Source organism: Syntrophothermus sp. (assembly GCF_013314835.1).
GTDB lineage: Bacteria > Bacillota > Syntrophomonadia > Syntrophomonadales > Syntrophothermaceae > Syntrophothermus > Syntrophothermus lipocalidus.
This window is the reverse complement of record NZ_JABUEX010000023.1, coordinates 1-20,764: the sequence shown is the minus strand read 5'-3', so window position 1 is coordinate 20,764 and position 20,764 is coordinate 1. Positions and strand designations below refer to the sequence as shown.

Genomic DNA, 20,764 nt, shown 5'->3' with positions numbered 1-20,764 from the left:
CCCCCTATTCCCCTGCCGCCTTAACCTGTAGTATCTCCAGCTCTTTGGGCCCAAGCCCTATGCCCCTTAGATGCAGCCGGTTCCCCCGCAAGCTCTCAATGGCGTTGATACCCATACCTCCGAGCATTTCCTTTATCTCATGAGCCCAGGCCCGGATCAGATTAGCAGCCCTCCTGGCTCCGACCTCGGGGTTCACCCGCTTTGTAAGATAAGGATTGGTAGTAGCTATTCCCCAATTACACTTGCCCTGATAACACTTCTGGCACATGTGACAGCCTAACGCGATTAGAGCGGCGGTGCCGATATACACAGCATCAGCCCCCAAGGCTATAGCCTTAACCACGTCCGCGCTATTGCGGATACCACCAGCCACTACGAGAGAAACCGTATTCCTGATGCCCTCTTCCCGCAAGCGGGAATCAACTGCGGCCAAAGCAAGTTCTATCGGAATTCCAACGTTGTCCCGTATGCGCAGGGGTGCTGCCCCCGTACCGCCGCGAAACCCATCTATAACCAGAAAATCAGCCCCTGCCCTTACTGACCCCGAGGCTATGGCCGCCACGTTATGAACCGCAGCGATCTTAACCCCTACCGGTTTTGCGTACTCAGTAGCTTCCTTAAGTGAGAAAATTAGCTGGCGCAAATCCTCGATCGAGTATATATCGTGGTGGGGCGCCGGCGAAATCGCGTCAGTACCCAAAGGAATCATGCGAGTCCGGCTGACTTCTGGTCCTACCTTTTCCCCCGGCAGGTGTCCCCCTATGCCCGGCTTAGCTCCCTGCCCTATCTTTATCTCTATCGCCGCTCCGCTCTTTAGATAATCCACACTTACCCCAAATCTTCCCGAAGCTACCTGCACTACGGCTCGGTCGGCGTAAGGCCTCACCTCCGGATGAAGACCACCTTCTCCGCAGTTCCAGTAAATACCGGTTTCGACTGCAGCCCGGGCCAGTGACTTCTGTGCGTTCAAGCTGATGGATCCGAAAGACATCGCACTGAACATAACGGGGACATCTAGCTCCAGTTGTGGAGGAAACTCTCCCTCTACCCCTTCGGATCCGAAGTGGACCGTATCCGGCTTTCTTCCGATAAACGTTTTTAACTCCACCGGCTCCCTCAGCGGATCAATCGACGGGTTAGTCACCTGGCTGGCGTTTAGCAGCAAGTGGTCCCAGTACACCGGGTAAGGCCGGTCGTTTCCCATACCTACAAGAAGCGTCCCCCCGGTTTCCGCTTGCAGGTATATTTGCTCGATGTCCGGTTTTCTCCAATTAGCGTTGGTTTTGAAATCCAACGGACTGGCCACCACATTCAGGGCTTTGGTCGGACAGAAAACCACACAGCGGTGACAATTTACACATTCTGCCTCGTCGGACACCAGGCACCTGTAATCTTCATCCCACCGGTGCACTCCGTTACTACACTGTCTGACACAGACCAGGCATTCAATGCAACGGTCATGATCCCTTATGATTTTATAAGAGGCTGTTTTCATGGTGATTGCCATTAAGACACCTCCCTCACCAGTCCATCGCAAAGGCTGCTCGACCCGTGCTTCGAAGTCTGGTGTTCCACCCATGCCAACACCGGTTCGCCCCCGGCCGGTGTCCATAGCTTGTCCGGCTGGCGACACACAGCCCGGATCGCCGCTTCTTCGCTGGCCACGTATACCTTTTCAGTATTTACTGCCGCCACCAGGGGGCGCAGTTTAATGCGGTCGTTCATTGCGATTAAGCCGTGGCTACAACCGACAATAATTGAAAAAGGTCCGTTTAGAAGAGCGCTTCCGTAAACAGAACGCAACATCTTCCACAGTCGTTGTCTCTCCTGATCCATTCTGCCGATCTCTTCCCAGAAAGGAGCTGCAAATATATTTAATGCAGTCAGTAGTGGCAGCCTGTGTTTACGTACCAGAAGATCCAGCAAATAAGTTATCGCCTCGGTATCAGTCTGTAAACCACAGTGGTATCCGAACATCTCCAAATACCTCCGATTGGCACCGTAAGAAGATATCTCTCCATTGTGCACTACGGACCAATCAAGTAACGTGAACGGGTGGGCTCCTCCCCACCAACCCGGAGTGTTGGTAGGAAAGCGGCCGTGAGCCAGCCACAAGTAACCTTGGTACTCCTCAAGCCGGTAAAAGTCAGCCACGTCTTCCGGGTAACCTACCGCTTTAAACGCTCCCATATTCTTACCACTGGAAGCGACGAAAGCTCCTGGTATATCGCGGTTGATGCTCATTACTGTTTTGATGATGTATTCTTCTTCAGAGAGATCCTGCTCGTTAATTTCGCTGACTTTGGGCTTCACAAAATAGCGCCATATTCGGGGGGCGTGTTTTTGCAGCCCGTTTTTTCGAACAGGAATCGGCTCCTTTTGCTCTACTTTAAAGTAGATTGACATAAACTGCTCTGTCTCGGTTTGAGCTGAGCTTGATTCATAGAAGAGATGAAACGCGTAGTAATCGCTCATATCGGGATAACACCCGTAGACGGCAAAACCTCCGCCTAAACCGTTGGAACGGTCATGCATCAAGCTTATCATGGTCACAATACCGTCCGCTTTCATGGCTTGTCTTCTTCTGTCGACTATTCCAGCTACCGCGCACCCGGCCGGTATTCTTGCCAATCCTTCCCTCACCACCAGGTATCCTCCTTTCTCTCCTCAAACTCTAAGGCCGGCATCTAGCCCCACCAGCCCCGGAGGACCCCTTTGTCCCCATCCTGTTCGGTGACAACGCTCCTTTGCATCTCACCTCTTCCAGAACCACTCGATGCCAGATATGAGGTATCTAGAAAAGTGCTAAATATTCATCCAATTCCCAGGGATGTACAAATCTCTGGTAACGGTTCCACTCGTCTAATTTAACCTTCATAAACTGCTCGTAAATGTGTTCACCCATCGCGTCTCTTATGACCTGGTTCATCTTCAACTCCTCTAATGCCTCAGCCAGATTCGCAGGAAGGCTTTCAACTCCCAAGCTGGCTCTTTCCTCTTCGCTCATGTGGTAGATGTTCTGGTCCACAGGCTCTGGTGGCGAGATACGGTTCATCACCCCATCCAAACCTGCTTTCAGCATGACCGCAAGAGCCAGGTAAGGGTTGCAAGCCGGATCCGGATTACGGACCTCTATGCGGGTACTGGAGCCGCGTTTGGCCGGAACTCTGATAAGACAGCTCCTGTTGGCTTCGGACCAGGCCATGTACACCGGAGCCTCAAATCCGGGAACCAGTCTCTTGTATGAATTCACTGTCGGGTTAGTGACAGCTGAAAACGCCCGGGCATGTTTGAGAATCCCGCCGATGTAATAGCGAGCAGTATCGCTCAGTCCATCAGGCCGGGCGGGGTCAAAGAATACGTTTTGCCCGTTTCGAGCCAGTGACTGGTGTGTGTGCATACCTGACCCGTTGCGGCCGTAAATCGGTTTGGGCATAAACGATGCGTGCAACCCGTGCCTCTGAGCTATCGAATGCACTACCAGTTTGAAGGTCATTATTGCGTCCGCTATTTTCAAAGCATCGTCGTATTTGAAGTCAATCTCGTGTTGTCCTGGTGCCACCTCGTGATGTGAAGCCTCGACTTCAAATCCCATATCTTCCAGAGTCATAACCATGTCCCGGCGGGCGTCTTCGCCGCGGTCGGTAGGAGCTAGATCGAAATAGGTAGCTTCGTCATGGGTCCTCACTGTGGGCCTGCCCTGGTCATCTAGTAAGAACAAGAAGAACTCCACCTCCGGTCCCACGTACATCGTGTAACCCATCATTTCCGCTTCCTTCAAAACCCGTTTCAAGTTGTAACGGGGACATCCGACGAAAGGCTTCCTGTCTTTAGTGTAGACATCGCATATTAGCCTGGCCACAGCTCCTACGGTAGGCCGCCAGGGAAAAACCACAAAGGTATCCGGGTCCGGCACCAAATACATGTCTGACTCCTCTATCCCTACGAAGCCGGCAATTGACGAACCGTCAAACATTAGTTCTCCGTCAAGGGCTTTCTCCAGTTGGCTCACAGGTATAGCCACGTTTTTCAAGATTCCAAGAACGTCTGTAAACTGCAGCCGTATGAACCTAACCCCCTTTTCCTTAACCCTCTCCATTATTTCTGCCTTGTGATGCTCTTCCATTGAGTTATACTCCCCTTTCTTAATCTTTGGTTTCTTTTCCGATTTCATAAGTCAAAATAATCGCCCTTGCAACCTCACGGACGGGAATCCCTTTGTTCATGCTCTGCTTTTGTATCAGCCGGTGGGCTTGTTCTTCATCTAGGTTCATCGTTTTCATAAGTATACCTTTGGCTTTCTCCACAACCTTGCGAGTATTCAGGGTCTCTTTCAGTTTCTGAACCTCCTTGCGTAGTCCCCGAATTCGTTCACGATACAGAAGAGCGGCGTCAACGGCAGCCACCAAACTCGTTTCGGTTACTGGGTAAAAACAGTAATGGAACTCTTTAAGGTCGGGGTTATCCCTTCGCCTGACCATAATCAGGATTGCAGCCAAGTCATCTGACTCGATGATACGGGCTGCCTCCAATGCATTACCACCTTCCAGCCCTTCGTCAATGATGACAAGATCCGGCAATACAGTCCTCACCTTGCGCAGCATGTCCGGCACACTGTTAGCTTCGGCTAGTACTTGGCATCCTAACCGAACCAACCCGTCCCTCAAAGCTGAGCGTCTTGTTTCTGAAGCGTCTGCTACGAGAACCTTTATCCTGGGCACAATCGTATCACCGCCTCTCAAAAAAAAAGCCGTCTCGACCGTGATCAATCCGTATGATCTCCGTCGGGACGCCATTGTCCGCAAAAATCACCAAAAATCCTTATCCTTCATGTTACCAACCTCAATTCTATCAATTCTGGTCCAAATATCAATAACCGCATCTATCATATACTGTATACTTGCAAAGTATACCTGCATAGGGTCGTACCCGGTTCAATATGCCTGGCCCCTTGACGGAGTTAAGCATCGGAGCCGCCGTCAATGGGATATAATATGAGTCGCGGCCGAGCAAAATGTGGGGATAATGTATACTTGACGATTTTGGTTCTTCATGCATTGACATTAGTTGGCCCTTAGGTATAATCAAGCTAAAAAGGATATAGATATGTTTGTAGCGGCATATGCTTGCCGCCAACCAGGGACGATGAAGTCCTTCCTTCAAACGAAGGGAGGGCTTTCTTTTTTTGGCGATGCGGACCCCTGTACAAAAACAAGGCGACTGTTTCCTGAACGATGCAAGGAGGTGAAAAGGCGTTTCAACGGCAAGAACAGTCGCAGACCGCAGACGGGGAGAGCTTCGCCGAATTCAAGTTGAAAGGAGGCAAACATGATGACTCCAGAAGAAATTTCAGCACTGATAAAGGACAAAGGAATCACCTTCATCGACCTTAAGTTCAACGACTTACCGGGACTGTGGCAGCACTTTTCCATGCCATCGAGTGAACTGACAGGAGTTGATAACGTCGCTGAAGGCGGTCTATTTCGAGAAGGCGTAGGATTTGACGGTTCCAGTATTCGTGGGTTTCAGCAGATTCAAGAAAGCGACATGATACTCATCCCGGATCCCGACACCGCGGTTATTGATCCGGTCTGTAAAGCATTCACCCTTTCCATGATATGCGACATCTACGATCCGATTACCCGCCAGCCGTACAGCCGCGACCCGCGGTACGTAGCCAAGAAGGCCGAAGCCTACCTGAAATCGACCGGGATCGCCGACACCAGCTATTGGGGCCCGGAAATGGAGTTCTTCATCTTTGACGACGTCCGTTTCGATCAAAGCGTCAACTTTGGGTACTACTATTTGGATTCGATCGAAGGTGAATGGAACACCGGGCGCCAGGAAAACCCGAATCTGGGTTATAAGGCCCGTTACAAGGAGGGGTATTTCCCGGTGCCGCCCCACGACTCACACCAGGACCTGCGGAGCGAAATGGTTAAAGTGCTTATGGGAGTTGGGATTGGAGTAGAGGTTCACCACCACGAAGTCGCTAGTGGCGGCCAGGCCGAGATCGACATGAGGTTTGACTCGCTCGTACGCATGGCCGACAAGTGCATGATGTACAAGTACGTGGTCAAAAACGTGGCCCGGCGCCACAACAAGGTGGTCACCTTCATGCCCAAACCGCTATTTCAGGACAACGGCTCCGGAATGCATACCCACCAGTCCTTGTGGAAGGATGGGGGCAACCTTTTCTACGACCCCAAAGGGTATGGGCTTTTAAGCCAGCTGGCCAAGTACTACATCGGGGGACTGTTAAAACACGCCCCGGCCCTGATGGCATTCTGTGCCCCAACCACTAACTCGTACAAGCGGCTGGTCCCCGGTTTTGAAGCTCCCGTGAACTTGGTTTACTCCATGCGGAACCGGAGCGCGGCGATTCGTATTCCGGTATATACTGACAATCCAAAGTCCAAGCGCATCGAGTTCAGACCGCCTGACCCGTCATGCAACCCGTATCTGGCTTTCGCCGCCATGCTCATGGCCGGCTTGGACGGAATCGAAAATGAAATCGATCCGGGAGATCCCGTCGACAAGAACATCTATGAGCTCGACGAACAAGAAGCAGCCAAGATCAGAACTGTCCCCGGGTCTCTTGAAGAAGCCTTGAACGCCCTGGAAGAAGACCACGACTTTCTGCTCAAAGGCAACGTTTTCACCACCGACCTGCTCGAGGTCTGGATCAAGTACAAGCGGGAAAAAGAGGTCGAACCCATTAAACTCAGGCCACATCCGTACGAGTTTCAGCTGTATTTCGACCTGTAAACAGGAACTGCAGCAACCCTTTGTCCGACAAACCAAACTCTATAATGAGTTAAAGCAGGGATCTCCCTGCTTTTTTTTCGGGGTAGTGCTCTTTATGACGAATTTCACTCTTCACACTAAAGGTATGTACTCCCTCCCTTTGAACTCGCCCATATGCTCTTTGGTCACTACCACGAGCGGGACATAAACGTTTTTAATGAAGCTAATTGCTTTCACGCGACTAGGAAAACCGCCCTAGTCTACACCTTAGTTACCTCCTTCAAACGCCGTATTGTAATACCAAGCTTCTCATCAATCGGTCCAACTCATGATGTTCTTAGCCCTGAGTTCCGATAAAACTACGGATACCAAGATAATAACCCCGATTAACAACTGCTGGTAATAAGAGTGGATGCTCAAAATAGTCAGACCATTGTGGAGCACCCCCAAGAGCAAACATGCGATAACTGTTCCGGTTGTGCTGCTCACACCTCCCTTCATGCTGGTTCCTCCCAGCACTGTGGCCGCGATGGCCTCTAGCTCGAACATCCACCCGGCGGTAGGCTCCGCCGTATTCAGTCGAGTAGTCACGATTATTCCGGCTAGGGACGCAGTTAGGCCGCAGATGGCATACACGGCGGTTTTATATCTGCTAACCGAAACCCCAGTTCTTCTCAAGGCTTCTTCATTACCTCCCATTGCCAAGGCATAATACCCCAGCTTGGTACAGTTAACCGTTACCGCTCCCAAAGCAGCTGTGATCGTTGCCAACCAAACCGGGACTGGCAGTCCCATAATAAAACCTTTGCCCAACCATGTAAAAGATGATGCGAATCCATATATAGGAATACCTTGAGTCAAAATCAAAGCCACACCGCGCGCAATGGAGCTGGTACCGAGGGTGACTATGAAAGGATTGAGGTTTAGGCAGGAAATCAAACCTCCGTTGGCCATCCCCGTCAATGCCCCCACGCCCATTGCAGCCAGAACGGCTACCACCACAGGTACGCCTAATTTCAGACAGATCGCCGCCACTACCCCACTCAGTGCAGCTACAGCACCGACGGACAGGTCAATTCCCCCGCTGGCGATGACTATTGTCATACCAATAGAAATTATGATCAATACGGCACTCTGATCCAGTATGTTTCGTAGGTTCTCCCACTGCCAGAAAAACGGCGATGCAACAGACAGAACCGCAATCATCAAAAGTAGAGCGCAGCACAGCAGAATTTGTATACCGTATTCGTTTTTGAGAAATGCTATGGTATCGCTCACCGGTGTATTCTTTGTCTGCGCAGCCTGTATTATGCTATTTCCATTCCCGTTATCAGCTTGACTACTTGTTCCTGCCTGGTACGGCTTGTCGGCAAACAATCGACCACCCTCCCGTGCCTGAGTACGCAGATGTCGTCTGCGATCGAGAAAACGTGGTGAAGATTGTGGCTTATCACGATTACACTGTATCCCTGTTCACGTAGCTGTCTTATTAACCGCAGGGTTTGATTAGTTTCTTTGTATCCTAAAGCGGCTGTGGGCTCGTCAAATATGAACAGTCTCCCTCCCATATTTACGGCCCGGGCAATAGCTATTGCTTGTCTTTGGCCGCCGGACAGCTGGCCTACCGGTATCTTAACCGCTGGCACATCTATATCCAACCGCTCCAGCAAATCCTGGGCTTGGCGGTACATACGGCTCTTGTTTACAAAGAAACCCCTGGTCAACTCCCTGCCCAAAAAAATATTGCTGGCGACATCGCGGCAGTTCACTAAAGCCAAATCTTGATAAACAGTGGCAATCCCTTCCTCAATAGCCTGGTTCGGTGTTAGGCGCCTGTACACCCTGTTGTCTATGATGATCTCCCCTTTGTCGGGGGGCAAGACTCCCGCCATAATCTTGACGAGGGTCGACTTTCCGGCTCCGTTGTCACCGACCAGAGCCATTATCCGTCCAGGTTCTATCGTGAGGTTAACTCCGCGTAAAGCCTTTACGTGACTGAAAGATTTGTGCAGATTTCGCACCCTCAACCGTAAGCCATTCACAAAATTCACCCCGCCTTCAGAGTCGTTGGTCTCTTTTCAATAATTGACGAATCACCCTGACTGCTTCCACCGCATCTTCGGCGTACCCGTCGGCCCCTATCCGCTTGGCAAATCCTGCTGAAACCGGGCTTCCTCCCACTACAACCTTAAAATTGTCCCTCACTCCGTTTTCTGTAAGACAAGTCAACACGTCATGCATTTTGATCATTGTGGTAGTCATTAAGGTGGAGAGGGCTATAACATCGACCTGTAACTCACGGGCTTTCTCCACAAATGCCCGGGGAGGAACGTTTTTGCCCAAATCGAAAACTTCGAAGCCCGAGCACTCCAACATTGTTCTTACCACATTTTTGCCTATATCATGGACGTCGTTTTCAACGACGCCAATTAAGATCTTTCCGCTAATCTGTCCAGGCTGCCGCTCGATGTACGACCGAATGATTTCCATCCCAGCATAAAAGGCTTCAGAACACATCAGAAGTTCAGGTAGAAAATACTCGCCTCTTTCGAACAACAATCCCGCCCTGCTCATGCCCGCCCGCAATCCTTGCTCAACAGCCCGCACGAGATCGTAGTTCAGATCGACGCACATTCTGCACAGAGCTACTGTATTTTCAACCTCCATCTGTACTACCGCGTCTGCCAGACGAGCGAGCAATTCCCGTTCTCCGATCAGCAACATTCTCCCTCCTTGCCCTCACGGGGTATTGGGTGAATTTCTTATCCTTTATTCGGTATTTATGTCTCTATACAGGGACCAGTTCATATCTTCTGCTGCCCAGCCCCAACTGCTCGGCGTAGGTCAACATAAGCTCTCCGTCGACACCTGTAAAATCGGACAAAGTCTTGTTCCCATGGACTTCTTTGATCTTTTGCTCAACAAAATCGAGACTCGCCTGTTCGACGGATACGGGATCACATCCGGCCAATATGCCAATATCGCCCACCAGGGGTAAAGGGCTCCATGATCGACAGTCGCAAAACGCGGTTATATCTACCAGAAAACTCACGTAAAAAGCACGTCCCTGCTTATTCGCCAAAACTGCGGCGCAAGATTCTACCAGCCTTTTTTGGAAGTCCATAATATCCATGTCCCAGGCAAAATCAATAGCCTTCCTGGAACATACGGCGACACAATTTCCACAAACGGCACAGCTTTCGGCTTCTACAAATAACCCTTCTCTATCCCTTCTTATCGCCTGCCATGCACAGACTTCTAAGCAGGCCCCGCAACCGTGACATCTGGCACGGTCGATTGTGGGTTTGCTGGCGGAATGAAGAGCCAGTTTTCCACTTCTCGCAATCGCTCCCATCCCAAGGTTCTTTATAATACCACCAAAACCACTCTGATCGTGGCCTTTGAAATGAGTCACCGTTACCAGCTTGTCAGCTTCGTAAATAGCAGCCCCTACCTTGACTTCCAGCAAATCTGCCCGGTATCGGACTCTCCTGTAATCTAGACCTCGAAGCCCGTCGGCAACTATGACCGGTGCCCCCATTCCGGCATGATCGTACCCGTTAAACCACGCGGTTTCCAAGTGCAAAACCGCATTGTAACGATTGCGGTAAAACAAGGTGTTACAATCGGTTAGAAAAGGAAGTGCCCCCTGCTCCTTAATGAGCCTCACTATTACCTTCAAGAACTGGGGTCTCAGCATCCGGGTGTTACCCAGCTCTCCGAAATGCAGCTTTACTGCCACGACGTCACCCGGATCCACTACATCACTCAGACCGGCCGCCAGACACAGCCGCTCTAGACGCGACAATACACCATCATCTCGTTTTCCATCAATATCCACAAAGTAAACCTTGCTCGTACTCTGTCTCGTCACAACCGCGTCAACTCCTTGGGGCAACTCAAGCCGGTTCGAAGGAACCCGAACCGGCCTCAAAACTTGCAAGCTAGCATAGTTTTAACGCCATCCCTCGAAAGTGTTCACATTGTCCTTATTGACCAATGCCAGCGGTGTCCAGTAGATGTCTTTGGTGATCTCGTGCCCCTGCAAGACCTTTAGTGCCAATAGGACCCCGCCTTTGCCAAACAGATAGGGCGACATGGCCACAGTAGCATCCAGTTCGCCTTTGGCAATCGATTTCCGGGCCTCATCGATAAAGTCTACCCCGACTACGGTCACCTGCTGCTTTTTACCCTTCGCCTTCAGGGCCTCCACCGCACCGAGCGCCATTACGTCATTGGCGCAGAATATGCCTTTCAGGTCGGGGTGAGCCTGTATGAGGTTCACTGTGATATCATAAGCCTTTTGACGGTCCCAGTTGCCAGGCTGAATGCTGACGAGTTGAATAGCCGGGTTTTTCTCGAATACTTCTTTGGCCCCATTCTTGCGCGCTTCGCCCTGAGCAGCCCCTGATAGCCCCTCTATGATAGCGACTTTACCGGACTTTATTTTGTCAACTATATACTGAGCCCCCAACCGGCCTTGTTCCGTAAAGTCAGAAGTTATAAAGGCCGCTACTTTTGCCCCTTGCTGGGCAGCAGCCTTTTGGTCGACGCTAGTTCCTACAGCTATCACCGGTATGCCTCTTTTTGTTGCCTCTGCTACTCCAGAAATCAAATTATATGGAGTTATGGCCGAAATGGCGATGGCATCGTAGTCCTTAGCTACGAGCGTCTTTAACGTATCTAGCTGCGCATTGATGTCGTCTTCCTTAGGCGCCGCTAATACGTCGATCTCGACCCCGTATTCTTTGGCCGCGTCTTCATACCCCTGTTTCATCGTAACCCAAAAAGGATTGGCTAAAGTGATCTCGAGGGCTGCCAGTTTGTACTTTTTCCCTTTTTCTGGCAGAGGTTCGAGCGAATCCAACAATTTGGCTTCTGCTTCTTTGAAAGCAGCGTTAGATATCGGCTGAACTTTTCCCTCAGTCACCGGTTCCGGCCTGCTGGCACAACCCGAAAGTGAAATCACCATTGTCAAGACCAGCAGCAAAGAAATGATAGCAATTAGTTCTTTCCTCACCGGTTATTACCTCCTTGCAAGCAATGTCTTAAGGTGTCTGAAACCGTTTCATGAACTCCCACACTTGGGCTTCGACAACTTTCAACCTGGGACCAGCCTGCATGCACTTCATCGCCGCACACGCACTGGCAAACCTCATCGATTCTAAGGGCAACAATCCCTTGTAAAAATGGGCAGAGATCAGCCCGGCTACGAACGCGTCTCCCGCTCCGGTAGTATCAACTGTTTCTACCGGATAAGATTCGACAGCATACGTCTCCCGATCGTAAAACCACACCGCCCCTTGTGCCCCGAGAGTACACACCACTCCCAACCGCGGTTGTCCCCAGCGATAAATCTCCAATATCGCCCTTCGGGTATCGTTGTTACCTGTCAGTTCGGTGAACGCATCCGCGCTCCCTACCACAAGCGAGCTGACGGAGATCATCTGGGCTATTTCCCTGCGAGGAACACCGCACAAACACATGAAAGAGGGCGGGCACTGCAGGTTAAAAATTACAGGAATGTTTCTGTCCTGGCATATCCGTGCCAGCTTCAAGGCCGGTTTTCCGGGAAACATATCGGTGTAAAACACCCGGGCCTCGTCCAGCATCTCGGGTACAACCTCGTCTTCCGACAGCGACAGCAGTGTATTTCCTAGATTGGCAAAAATGGACCTTGAACCATCGGGGGCAACGGTGATGAAGGTGTGCAGGGTGACACCCCCAGGAACTACTTTAACATAGTCGGCATCGATGCCACATTTTTTGAGGTCATCATAAAAGGCTTGTCCATATGCGTCCCCGCCTATTTTGGCTATAAGACTGGTTGACACTCCTAAACCGACCAAGGCGGCCAAGACGTTAGCGCAGCTGCCCCCGGGCGTCAGAAGCTCGTTGTGGACAAAGGCAAAACCGTCTGCTCTGGGTAAGGCATTACACTGGAGAACAATATCCATTGCCGCCGTCCCTAACCCTATTACCCTGGATGACATCCAAAACTATCCTCCCGTCTTGATTCTAAAACTACCCCATGCTCTCCGGCTCTATCAGTCTACCTGTATCTTGCCCTCTCACCTCCTATCAGGCGGGGCCGGGTTCGGGCGGCTACAACTCTGGCTTTACCTACATACTCAGTACTGAGAACGATAGGCTTGACAACGGGTTTCAAATGCATTCCAATCATGGTCAGCCCGATGTCTATACCCATATGACCGGCAATAGCCTCCACCACGACCGGATTCGAGAAATAGCTCCAGCTAATCGCGGCGAATGTGCCGCCGGCTTCAGGTACAGGTATTACTTGTACTTCCTCCAAACCCCTCGTTAGCATAAGAGATTTCTCGACAATAAGAGCTCGGTTAAGGTGTTCACAACACTGAACCGCGATTTCGAGGTCATCTGGCTTGTTTTCCCATAGGGCCCTGGCCACGGCGTGCGCTAGTGCGGGGTCTCCCGTGGTGTCTTCTTTTTTCCCTTCGACTCGGCTTATGCTGCATGACACGACCAGAATTGCTCCCTTAGGATAAGGACCACTTGCCAGCAGTTCATCGAGGACAGCCTTAGTATCAGAGTAGACTTCTTTTGCAGTCGGCACACCCACTACTCATCACCTAGCTCAGTCATGATTTCACTTGAATGAAATCCCTGGTATTAACGCTTAAATAATCGCATCATGTACCTCGTTTTACACCATCCGTGCAGCTTTAACTACTTCCAAGAACGCCTCGATTCTCACACGCAAAGACTCACGGTCAGAGTCAGAATAGTCGGTTTCCAAATGCAAGTACGGAAGGCCTAACTCGTCCTTGACGGTACGGGCAATCCAAAAAGACTCGACGTTATATGTATGGCAGGCTTGCCAGGTAAGATCTATTACACCGTCTACCTGAAAGTCCCTGGCCATCTCTTTTATCAGTTGCAGACGTTCCCAGTTCGGGGTCATAACCGCACACGGTATCCTGAGATATTTCTCGGCCAGCAGCCACAGAGGATCGCGCGGGTCTTTTTCGTCGATTGTCAGGCCCACGGTTTTATAACCACCGCAGTTTTCCATGGCGACAACTATTCCACCGCACTCCTCTACTAAAGCTACAACCTTTTCACTACCTACTCCGACCGGCGTTCCGGTTAAAAGTATTCTAGGAGCAAGAGGTTCCCCCGTTGCATACCCATGCTCGGCCAGGTACTCGAGCTCACTCACCAATCGTTCCAACATGCTAACCCTTTCCCACCGGTCACTGTGAAATCCAAGTTGCCATGCCACCTTGACGAGTTCCACCCCTGAAATAACCGCCGGCTTCCTGCGGTTGAGGTCAAACAGCTGTTTCAGCGCCCGGTTGCCTTCGTTCACGACATGTATGGCTTCACGGAGCGCCGGTTCAGTTATTTCCGAGTTGAACGTTTCCTCTAACGTCTCCTTGAGCCTCACCATCTCTTTGTACCATAGTTCCAAAGCAGCCTGTCTGTAGGGAGACTGGGGCAGGTGCATGACATGCACTGGCTTAAACCTCTGCATGAGCTCAAACATTTTCTTTTTGCCGTCACAGGTAGTCTCGCCGATAATCAGGTCTGAAAAATGAAAGTACGGGCACGTATCGGTGATGGCAAATCCATAAGAAGACTTAATAAGCGGGCACAGGTTAGCCGGTAGCTCGCTTTCAGCGGCTGCGATGGGTTCCTGCCTGGTACCGCACAGCCCGACCGGGATGGCACCGATAGCCAGCACCGGCTCTCTGGGGCCGTATGTACAGTAGATTCCCACCACCTTAGTTCCCCGTTCTTTGGCTTCCTTGAGAACCATCAAATTGTTGTCCCTGATGTTTTCAAACGACGCCAGCAACTCCGAACGCAAATTACAACACCTCTGCTTTCCTAAAAAAGAACAAACTCCAATTTGGCCAGTCAGCTTATCCCAGGACGAAACGTTTAGTAGCTTCCATGAGTGCATGGACATTCGCCGGTGGAGTAGCGAGCGGCACCGTGCAACCCGAACTCAGAATAAATCCTTTGGGTGAATCGAACGCTTTCTGCAAGCATTCCGTTGCCGTTTCGATAACCGTTTCCGGTGTTCCGTTCAACAGAACGGTTACGGGTGGGACGTTGCCTTTGACAATGACCTTGGAACCCAACTCCTTCTTCGCTTCTCCGATATCCTCTTTTTCATCCAAGCTTATCTGAGAAACACCGGTTTCAATCATGTCCACCCAAATTGGCCGAGTAAGCCCGCAGATGTGCAAAGAAGGCCCGCGGCCTGTACGTTTTTTGAACCATTCTGAAATTCTCGCCAAATAAGGCTTGACAAACTCGCGGAAATGAGCCGGACCAATCACACTGCTCGAGGCCAGAGGTTCACCCAGACTGCAGGAAAACCCCCTCTTTAAGCAAGCGTCCATGTAGTTTATGACGCTCTGGGTGGTCAGTTCCAAAACCGAGTGGGCGAACTCCGGGTTCCTGCGCAGATCTTTTAAAAACTCCTCGGTTCCCCGCAAACAGGCAGCGACCGTGAAAGGTCCTCCTACCCCGCTTCCGACCTTAACGTAACGCCCTATGCGCTCGTTGACCCTTGCCAAGGCCTCTAGGTACAAAGGTAACCGCCCATCCTTTTCCGGGTCTACCGGTTTTAGCCGGGATAAAGACTCTACGTCCACGAGGCAAGGCCGAGCCAACTGGGGACGTTCGTCGGCATAGTACTTCAATTCAGAGCCCATCGCCTCGGCCAATCCCAGGTAATCCGGCCCCATCCCGACCGAGTCATAACCAAAAAACTCAAAAGCGAACACCTGGGCATCGGCCATTAGCTTCGCTGAGTGGAGGTAGCTGGCAATCGATACTCCAAAGATGATGCTTGGGTATTCTCCAATGATAGGGCAACACGGAATGCGGTCCAGGTCTTTACCTTGCGCCAAGGCCTCCATCCGCTCCCTTGGCGTCATCTCCTCTTTCGCTATGCTTGGCGGCTTCATTCATAACCAGCCTCCCCTTTCCTGTCACGTGCTGTTTTCAGCACAGGCCATAGGTGGTAATGACAGGGCAAATTTGACATTGGCGATCAGCCCCTCAAGCTGGGCAACAGAAGCGCGACCACCGGTAAGCCTATCCAGGGCATGATTAACTGCCGGGTGAAAGTCTTGCCCTCGCCTTGAAGCCTCATAACTGTATTCTAAAGCCTTTTCTAACAAGCTCTGTTCGTTAAACCTCAAGCCGGGTGGAAGCGGATTAAAAATGACGCAACCGGCTCGTAATTTGACCGAAGACATAATAATATCGGGCGAATAAGCACGGTCCAACCAGACTTTTTCTCGCGAAAACAGAAAGCCATCACAGTATTCCTGCCCAACTCCGAGAACTAGCACCCCCTTTTCGCGCAGGTAGGCGACCGTGCCCGCCAAATCGACACTGTCCTTCGGCGCACTGGCTATCAGTAAAGCAGGCGACTTAGTAAGATACACAAGGTCTGCCGAAATGGTGTCTTGCCTTACGCCGCCCATACCCCCAGTGACAACCGGGATAAGCTTCCCAGCAGTGAGTTTCATTACTGCCGAAGCAGTTAGGTAGCCGTTTGCTTGCTCAGCCACAGCAGTGTCTAAACGCCGAGCATCGACACGGGCCCATCCCGCCTCACGCCTCAGGTCTAAAAACTTCTCTATCGGTCCTGAAACGATACGTCCACCCTGCAACCAAACCAAATTGATTCTCTTTGTCTTCGGCCACTCTTCGTATAAGGTCTGGTTTGAGACAGAAGGAAGACCGCACCCTAATAATGCAGTCTCAACCAGCACTCGACCAGTTATCTTGCTTTCAGTCACTTGTGGTACCAAAATCCTCCTCGCTTGATGCAAACCATTGGCCTGGGATTTGTAATAACTTTTTGTTATCGTTTTAATAACGTTCTGTTAACACTTGCTATTGATTTATTATACATAACCTCGAGCCAAAAACCACGTTTTTTTTTTTTTTCGTTGCAAGAACCCATTCGGAAATCGTCCATAGAACTCGCCCACACCCAACTTTCTAAGCTCTAAAAACATCATCAAGTCGTTCATAGGTCGAACCTCTCGGCTTTGGCAAAAAAAAACTGCCGAATTCGATCGGCAGTTTGAAAAGTCCTCTCACTTCAGCCTACACCTCAATTCGGGCAGCAGTGGGCATCCTGCGCCCCATCCCGAACGCCTTGCTGGTCACTTTTAGGCCCGGGGCAGCTTGTCGCCGTTTGTACTCGCTCGCATTGACAGATCTTACCACTTTTTTGACGGTGTCCTCGTCCAGCCCTAGCTGGACAATCTCCTCAACCCCCAGATTCTCTTCTACGTATAGATAAAGTATTTGGTCTAACAAAGGATACGGTGGTAAAGTATCCTGGTCGGTTTGTCCTGGCCTGAGTTCGGCCGACGGGGCTTTGTGGATGATTTCGAGAGGGATGATTTCTTTCGAGCGGTTGATGTAGCCGGCTAAGTCATATACCATGGTTTTGGGCACATCAGCCAGTACGCTCAGACCCCCGCTCATATCGCCGTACAAGGTACAGTAACCAACCGCCAGTTCGCTCTTGTTGCCAGTAGACAGCACCAAGTAACCGAACCTGTTAGCAAAGGCCATGAGAATATTGCCCCTGATACGCGCCTGCAGGTTTTCCTCCGCGATGTCCAGCCTTCGTCCTTCCAAGAAACCGTCAAATATGGTCAGGTATGATTCGAAAACCTGGGTGATAGGAATGACCAGAAACTGGATACCCAAATTCGACGCCAGTTTCTGAGAATCGGTAACGCTACTAGCAGATGAATAAGGCGACGGCATGGAGATGCCGAGCACGTTTTCTCTTCCCAGTGCTTCCACCGCTATGCAACAAGTAACAGCGGAGTCAATGCCCCCGGAAAGTCCGATCACCGCTTTTTTAAACCCGCATTTTTTTAAATAGTCCCTCGTGCCCAAAACCAATGCTTCGAAAACCGACTGGATCCGATCTTGAGAAGAGTATAAGAATGTGTCTGTTTCTTTTTCCGTGTCGATTATCCCGATCTCCTCTTTGAACGGAGCCCCTAAATACAGGAGTTCGCCGCGCCGGTTAAATGCCATGCTCCTACCGTCGAATACCAGTTCGTCGTTTCCGCCAACCTGGTTGACGTATATAAAAGGGATATTGTGTCTACGGGCATGGTTACGGATAAGGCGGTATCGGATTTCTTCCTTGCCCACCGTAAAAGGCGAAGCCGAGATGTTAACCAACAGTGTTGCTCCTTGTTTTGCCAGGGCTTCAATGGGGTCAAAAGAGTACATTCTTCGACTGGGCCATAGTTCAGGGTCGTTCCATGCGTCCTCGCATATGGATACGCCCAGGACTTCCCCTTTAAAAGGAACAGTTTCCACCCTAGGAGCCGGATCAAAATACCGCTCTTCGTCGAACACGTCGTATATGGGAAGGAGCGTCTTCGCAGTCCTGCCGATCTCTCTTCCCTGGTATACGAGAACCGCACCGTTGTAAAGCCCCCTGCCAACTGTTCTATCCGTGGGTACCGGTAGTCCCATAAGTATACCTGTGCCCGGATACCTAAGAGATAACTGCCTGAGCCCGGTCACAGACTTTTCTACCTCTTTTAAAAACCAAGGCTTTTCCAAGAGATCCCGTGGAGGATATCCGGTTATAAACAGTTCCGGAAAAATCAAAAGGTCAACACCACACGGACTGTACTGGGCAAGTGTGTCTTCGATTTTCTTTAAATTGCCCTCTATGTCTCCTACCACAGGATTGAGTTGGGCCAAGCCTACTATCATGCTCATTACCTCCTCCTCTCGTATCTTACGGCCAACCAGCAGAGTACACCAATTGGCTTGGTGTCGGCACCCGAGGTCCGGCTTGTTTCTTGCATTTTTTGCGGTGAAAGCACCATGGGGCGGTCCAAACCCACCGCCCCGCTTATCCTACAGGCATATATTACACTTCATGGTTATACCTCTGCAACTAAGACGCCTAATTCATGTACACTCACACGCGCTTTTACGGAGGGTTAACCGGTCAGTTAACACTCTCCCTCGAAGCTAACAGCGTCGGTCAGGCCACGTCGTAGCCATACGCTTCTTCACCGTGTTGGGTTACGTCTAGGCCGACCTCCTCTTCTTCCTTCGGCACCCGTAAAGGCGTTACCAGGTTCACTGCCTTCAATATGATAGCTGTTACCACAAAAGCATAAGCTATACTTGCAAGAACCGCTGCGATTTGAATCAGCACCAAACGCGGATTACCGTACAAAAGGCCGTTCGCACCAGCAGGGTTCACGGCTGTACTAGCGAAAACCCCTGTAAGAATAGCACCCAACGTGCCGCCAACCCCGTGAACACCGAACGCGTCGAGGGCATCATCGTATCCCAAAGCGGCTTTGGCCTTGCTAACAGCAAAATAGCAGGCAGGTCCAGCCACCAGACCAATTAATACCGACGCGCCGGGCCCCACAAACCCTGCGGCGGGCGTAATCGCTACCAAACCGGCCACTATCCCAGAAGCCACCCCCAGGACCGTAGGCTTTCCGTGGTGGACCCATTCGGCTGCAGCCCAGGAAAGAGCTGCTGTAGCCGCGCAGGTATTCGTCACCATGAACGCGCTCGCAGCTAGGCCGTTAGCCGCAAGGGCACTGCCGGCGTTAAATCCGAACCATCCAAACCATAGAAGGCCGGCCCCTATAACCGTAAAAGGCAAATTGTGCGGGATCATAGTCTCCTTTCCTAAATTCGCTCTCTTACCCAGCACCAGAGCACCAGCTAATCCGGCCAATCCGGAGCTTATGTGTACAACTGTTCCTCCAGCAAAATCGAGGGCTCCAAGGTTCCTCAACCACCCGCCAACACCCCAGACCCAGTGGGCAAGGGGATCGTAAACTAAGGTAGTCCAGAGCAAGACAAACAACACGAAAGCCGAAAACCTCATGCGCTCGGCAATTGCCCCGGTAATCAAAGCTGCAGTGATGATAGCGAACATCATCTGGAAGGCGGAAAACGCGTAATGTGGTATGCTAGCGGCATAATCGGCATTAGGTCCGGTGCCGACCCCTCTTAAGCCAACCCAATCCAACCCGCCAACGACGTGCCCGATATCAGGACCGAAACACAGGGAATACCCAACCAACACCCACTGTACGGATACCAGACCCATGATGACAAAACACTGCATTAAGATACTCAGGACGTTTTTGCGCCGGACCATGCCCCCATAAAAGAGGGCCAATCCAGGGGTCATCAAGAAGACCAGAGAAGCGCAAATCAAAATGAACGACGTATCGCCAGAATCAAGAGATGAAGGCCCTGCAGCCCAAGCCGGCGGTGATACTGCTGCTATCAGGAGTCCCATGTTTACCAACGCCATCGACAAACCTCGCCTTATGCCCGTCATATCAATCCCTCCTCGTTTAGAGTAAAAAAAGCGCTAGTTATCTTTGACCGGTTGAGATCCCCGGTCTCACCAGCGCCTTCGCTCGCTCTATTTTCGTTCTTTTACTACCGGCAACCCTCGCCTATAAGGCCGACTCTCCTCGCTCTCCCGTTCGTATGCGGACGATCTCTTCCACAGGGTATACGAATATCTTCCCGTCACCTATATTGCCGGTGGCACAAACGTTCACTATGGTTTCTATGATTCTTTCCACCCAGTGATCCCGACACACCAGTTCAACCTTAACCTTGGGGAAGAGATCCACTGACAGCTCTCGTCCACGGTAATACTGCTTTTCTCCTCGCTGCAGCCCGCGGCCGGAAACCTCGTAGATAGTCATACCTCTGACTTCTAGTTTTGCCAGCGCTTCCTTGAGCTCCTCCAACTTACTCGGCCTGATGATAGCTTCAATTTTCTTCATCCCTGCCCTCCTCCTTAATTTCCAGCACCTCAAACCCTGATGGTGCCTCGTATTAAAAGCGGAAGCAGAAAAAGGCGCTTGTTTGTGATACTCAACGATCACCCAAGCGCCTTTGCCTGTCTCGCTTATGCAATTACCACGTTTAGTATAGCTGTTGAGTCGAAAGTAGGCAAGGGGGT

At 51.0% G+C, this 20,764-nt stretch carries 18 protein-coding genes; 1 reads left to right on the top strand and 17 read right to left on the bottom strand.

The features are described 5' to 3' along the window. Positions 1 to 4 precede the first annotated feature (4 nt). From HPY90_RS08555 to HPY90_RS08540, 4 genes are all read right to left on the bottom strand, one after another. Entirely contained in the window at positions 5 to 1,507 is a 1,503-nt protein-coding gene (locus tag HPY90_RS08555; RefSeq protein ID WP_287193628.1) for a glutamate synthase-related protein, read from the bottom strand. Then, positions 1,507 to 2,649, bottom strand: coding sequence for a class II glutamine amidotransferase (locus tag HPY90_RS08550; protein ID WP_287193676.1), 1,143 nt, complete (start codon positions 2,647 to 2,649; stop codon positions 1,507 to 1,509). Before HPY90_RS08550 ends, HPY90_RS08555 begins: the two co-directional genes overlap by 1 nt. Before the next feature lie 145 nt (positions 2,650 to 2,794). After that, complete coding sequence (glnA, locus tag HPY90_RS08545) at positions 2,795 to 4,126, bottom strand: type I glutamate--ammonia ligase (protein WP_273698903.1); 1,332 nt, start codon at positions 4,124 to 4,126, stop codon at positions 2,795 to 2,797. Positions 4,127 to 4,145: 19 nt separating this feature from the next. Further along, entirely contained in the window at positions 4,146 to 4,721 is a 576-nt protein-coding gene (locus HPY90_RS08540) for an ANTAR domain-containing response regulator (RefSeq protein ID WP_013175732.1), read from the bottom strand. 610 nt (positions 4,722 to 5,331) lie between these two features. Here HPY90_RS08540 and glnA (HPY90_RS08535) point away from each other — a divergent pair. Beyond that, positions 5,332 to 6,768, top strand: coding sequence for a type I glutamate--ammonia ligase (glnA, locus tag HPY90_RS08535; protein WP_273698905.1), 1,437 nt, complete (start codon positions 5,332 to 5,334; stop codon positions 6,766 to 6,768). A 291-nt stretch (positions 6,769 to 7,059) separates the two neighbouring features. On the opposite strand, the gene HPY90_RS08530 is transcribed toward glnA (HPY90_RS08535), so the two are convergent. The 13 genes from HPY90_RS08530 to HPY90_RS08470 all read right to left on the bottom strand — a co-directional run bounded on the left by HPY90_RS08530 (position 7,060) and on the right by HPY90_RS08470 (position 20,585). Next, a complete protein-coding gene (locus tag HPY90_RS08530) occupies positions 7,060 to 8,124 on the bottom strand; it encodes an ABC transporter permease (RefSeq protein ID WP_287193621.1) in 1,065 nt (354 codons plus the stop codon). Next, positions 8,055 to 8,789 (bottom strand): ATP-binding cassette domain-containing protein, encoded by a 735-nt coding sequence (locus HPY90_RS08525; protein ID WP_287193618.1) that lies wholly within the window; start codon positions 8,787 to 8,789, stop codon positions 8,055 to 8,057. The genes HPY90_RS08530 and HPY90_RS08525 overlap by 70 nt, the downstream gene beginning before the upstream one ends. Positions 8,790 to 8,805: 16 nt before the next feature. Continuing rightward, complete coding sequence (locus HPY90_RS08520) at positions 8,806 to 9,471, bottom strand: cobalamin B12-binding domain-containing protein (protein WP_353733648.1); 666 nt, start codon at positions 9,469 to 9,471, stop codon at positions 8,806 to 8,808. Positions 9,472 to 9,535: 64 nt separating this feature from the next. Next, a complete protein-coding gene (locus tag HPY90_RS08515; protein WP_287193615.1) occupies positions 9,536 to 10,621 on the bottom strand; it encodes a DUF362 domain-containing protein in 1,086 nt (361 codons plus the stop codon). 81 nt (positions 10,622 to 10,702) lie between these two features. Beyond that, positions 10,703 to 11,767, bottom strand: coding sequence for a sugar ABC transporter substrate-binding protein (locus tag HPY90_RS08510; RefSeq protein WP_287193612.1), 1,065 nt, complete (start codon positions 11,765 to 11,767; stop codon positions 10,703 to 10,705). Between the two features lie 28 nt (positions 11,768 to 11,795). Then, entirely contained in the window at positions 11,796 to 12,740 is a 945-nt protein-coding gene (locus HPY90_RS08505; RefSeq protein WP_287193609.1) for a carbohydrate kinase family protein, read from the bottom strand. A 59-nt stretch (positions 12,741 to 12,799) separates the two neighbouring features. Next, positions 12,800 to 13,342 carry a TIGR01440 family protein gene (locus HPY90_RS08500; RefSeq protein WP_287193606.1) on the bottom strand — a complete coding sequence of 181 codons (543 nt, stop codon included), beginning with the start codon at positions 13,340 to 13,342 and terminating at the stop codon, positions 12,800 to 12,802. Between the two features lie 90 nt (positions 13,343 to 13,432). After that, a complete protein-coding gene (locus tag HPY90_RS08495; protein ID WP_287193603.1) occupies positions 13,433 to 14,599 on the bottom strand; it encodes a double-cubane-cluster-containing anaerobic reductase in 1,167 nt (388 codons plus the stop codon). A 55-nt stretch (positions 14,600 to 14,654) separates the two neighbouring features. Beyond that, positions 14,655 to 15,710, bottom strand: a complete 1,056-nt coding sequence (locus HPY90_RS08490) for a uroporphyrinogen decarboxylase family protein (RefSeq protein ID WP_287193600.1) — start codon at positions 15,708 to 15,710, stop codon at positions 14,655 to 14,657. A gap of 24 nt (positions 15,711 to 15,734) precedes the next feature. Next, entirely contained in the window at positions 15,735 to 16,553 is an 819-nt protein-coding gene (locus tag HPY90_RS08485) for a pseudouridine-5'-phosphate glycosidase (protein ID WP_287193597.1), read from the bottom strand. Positions 16,554 to 16,866: 313 nt separating this feature from the next. Then, positions 16,867 to 18,516 carry an NAD+ synthase gene (locus HPY90_RS08480; RefSeq protein WP_287193594.1) on the bottom strand — a complete coding sequence of 550 codons (1,650 nt, stop codon included), beginning with the start codon at positions 18,514 to 18,516 and terminating at the stop codon, positions 16,867 to 16,869. Positions 18,517 to 18,793: 277 nt separating this feature from the next. Beyond that, positions 18,794 to 20,125, bottom strand: a complete 1,332-nt coding sequence (locus tag HPY90_RS08475; protein ID WP_287193591.1) for an ammonium transporter — start codon at positions 20,123 to 20,125, stop codon at positions 18,794 to 18,796. Between the two features lie 121 nt (positions 20,126 to 20,246). Beyond that, positions 20,247 to 20,585, bottom strand: coding sequence for a P-II family nitrogen regulator (locus HPY90_RS08470; protein ID WP_013175736.1), 339 nt, complete (start codon positions 20,583 to 20,585; stop codon positions 20,247 to 20,249). Positions 20,586 to 20,764 lie beyond the last annotated feature (179 nt).

Coding starts and splice junctions, on each gene's coding strand:
- HPY90_RS08555 (WP_287193628.1), bottom strand. CDS start 1,507: ATGGCAATCACCATGAAAACAGCCTCTTATAAAATCATAAGGGATCAT.
- glnA (WP_273698903.1), bottom strand. CDS start 4,126: ATGGAAGAGCATCACAAGGCAGAAATAATGGAGAGGGTTAAGGAAAAG.
- glnA (WP_273698905.1), top strand. CDS start 5,332: ATGACTCCAGAAGAAATTTCAGCACTGATAAAGGACAAAGGAATCACC.
- HPY90_RS08520 (WP_353733648.1), bottom strand. CDS start 9,471: ATGTTGCTGATCGGAGAACGGGAATTGCTCGCTCGTCTGGCAGACGCG.
- HPY90_RS08505 (WP_287193609.1), bottom strand. CDS start 12,740: ATGTCATCCAGGGTAATAGGGTTAGGGACGGCGGCAATGGATATTGTT.
- HPY90_RS08490 (WP_287193600.1), bottom strand. CDS start 15,710: ATGAAGCCGCCAAGCATAGCGAAAGAGGAGATGACGCCAAGGGAGCGG.
- HPY90_RS08480 (WP_287193594.1), bottom strand. CDS start 18,516: ATGATAGTAGGCTTGGCCCAACTCAATCCTGTGGTAGGAGACATAGAG.
- HPY90_RS08475 (WP_287193591.1), bottom strand. CDS start 20,125: ATGACGGGCATAAGGCGAGGTTTGTCGATGGCGTTGGTAAACATGGGA.
- HPY90_RS08470 (WP_013175736.1), bottom strand. CDS start 20,585: ATGAAGAAAATTGAAGCTATCATCAGGCCGAGTAAGTTGGAGGAGCTC.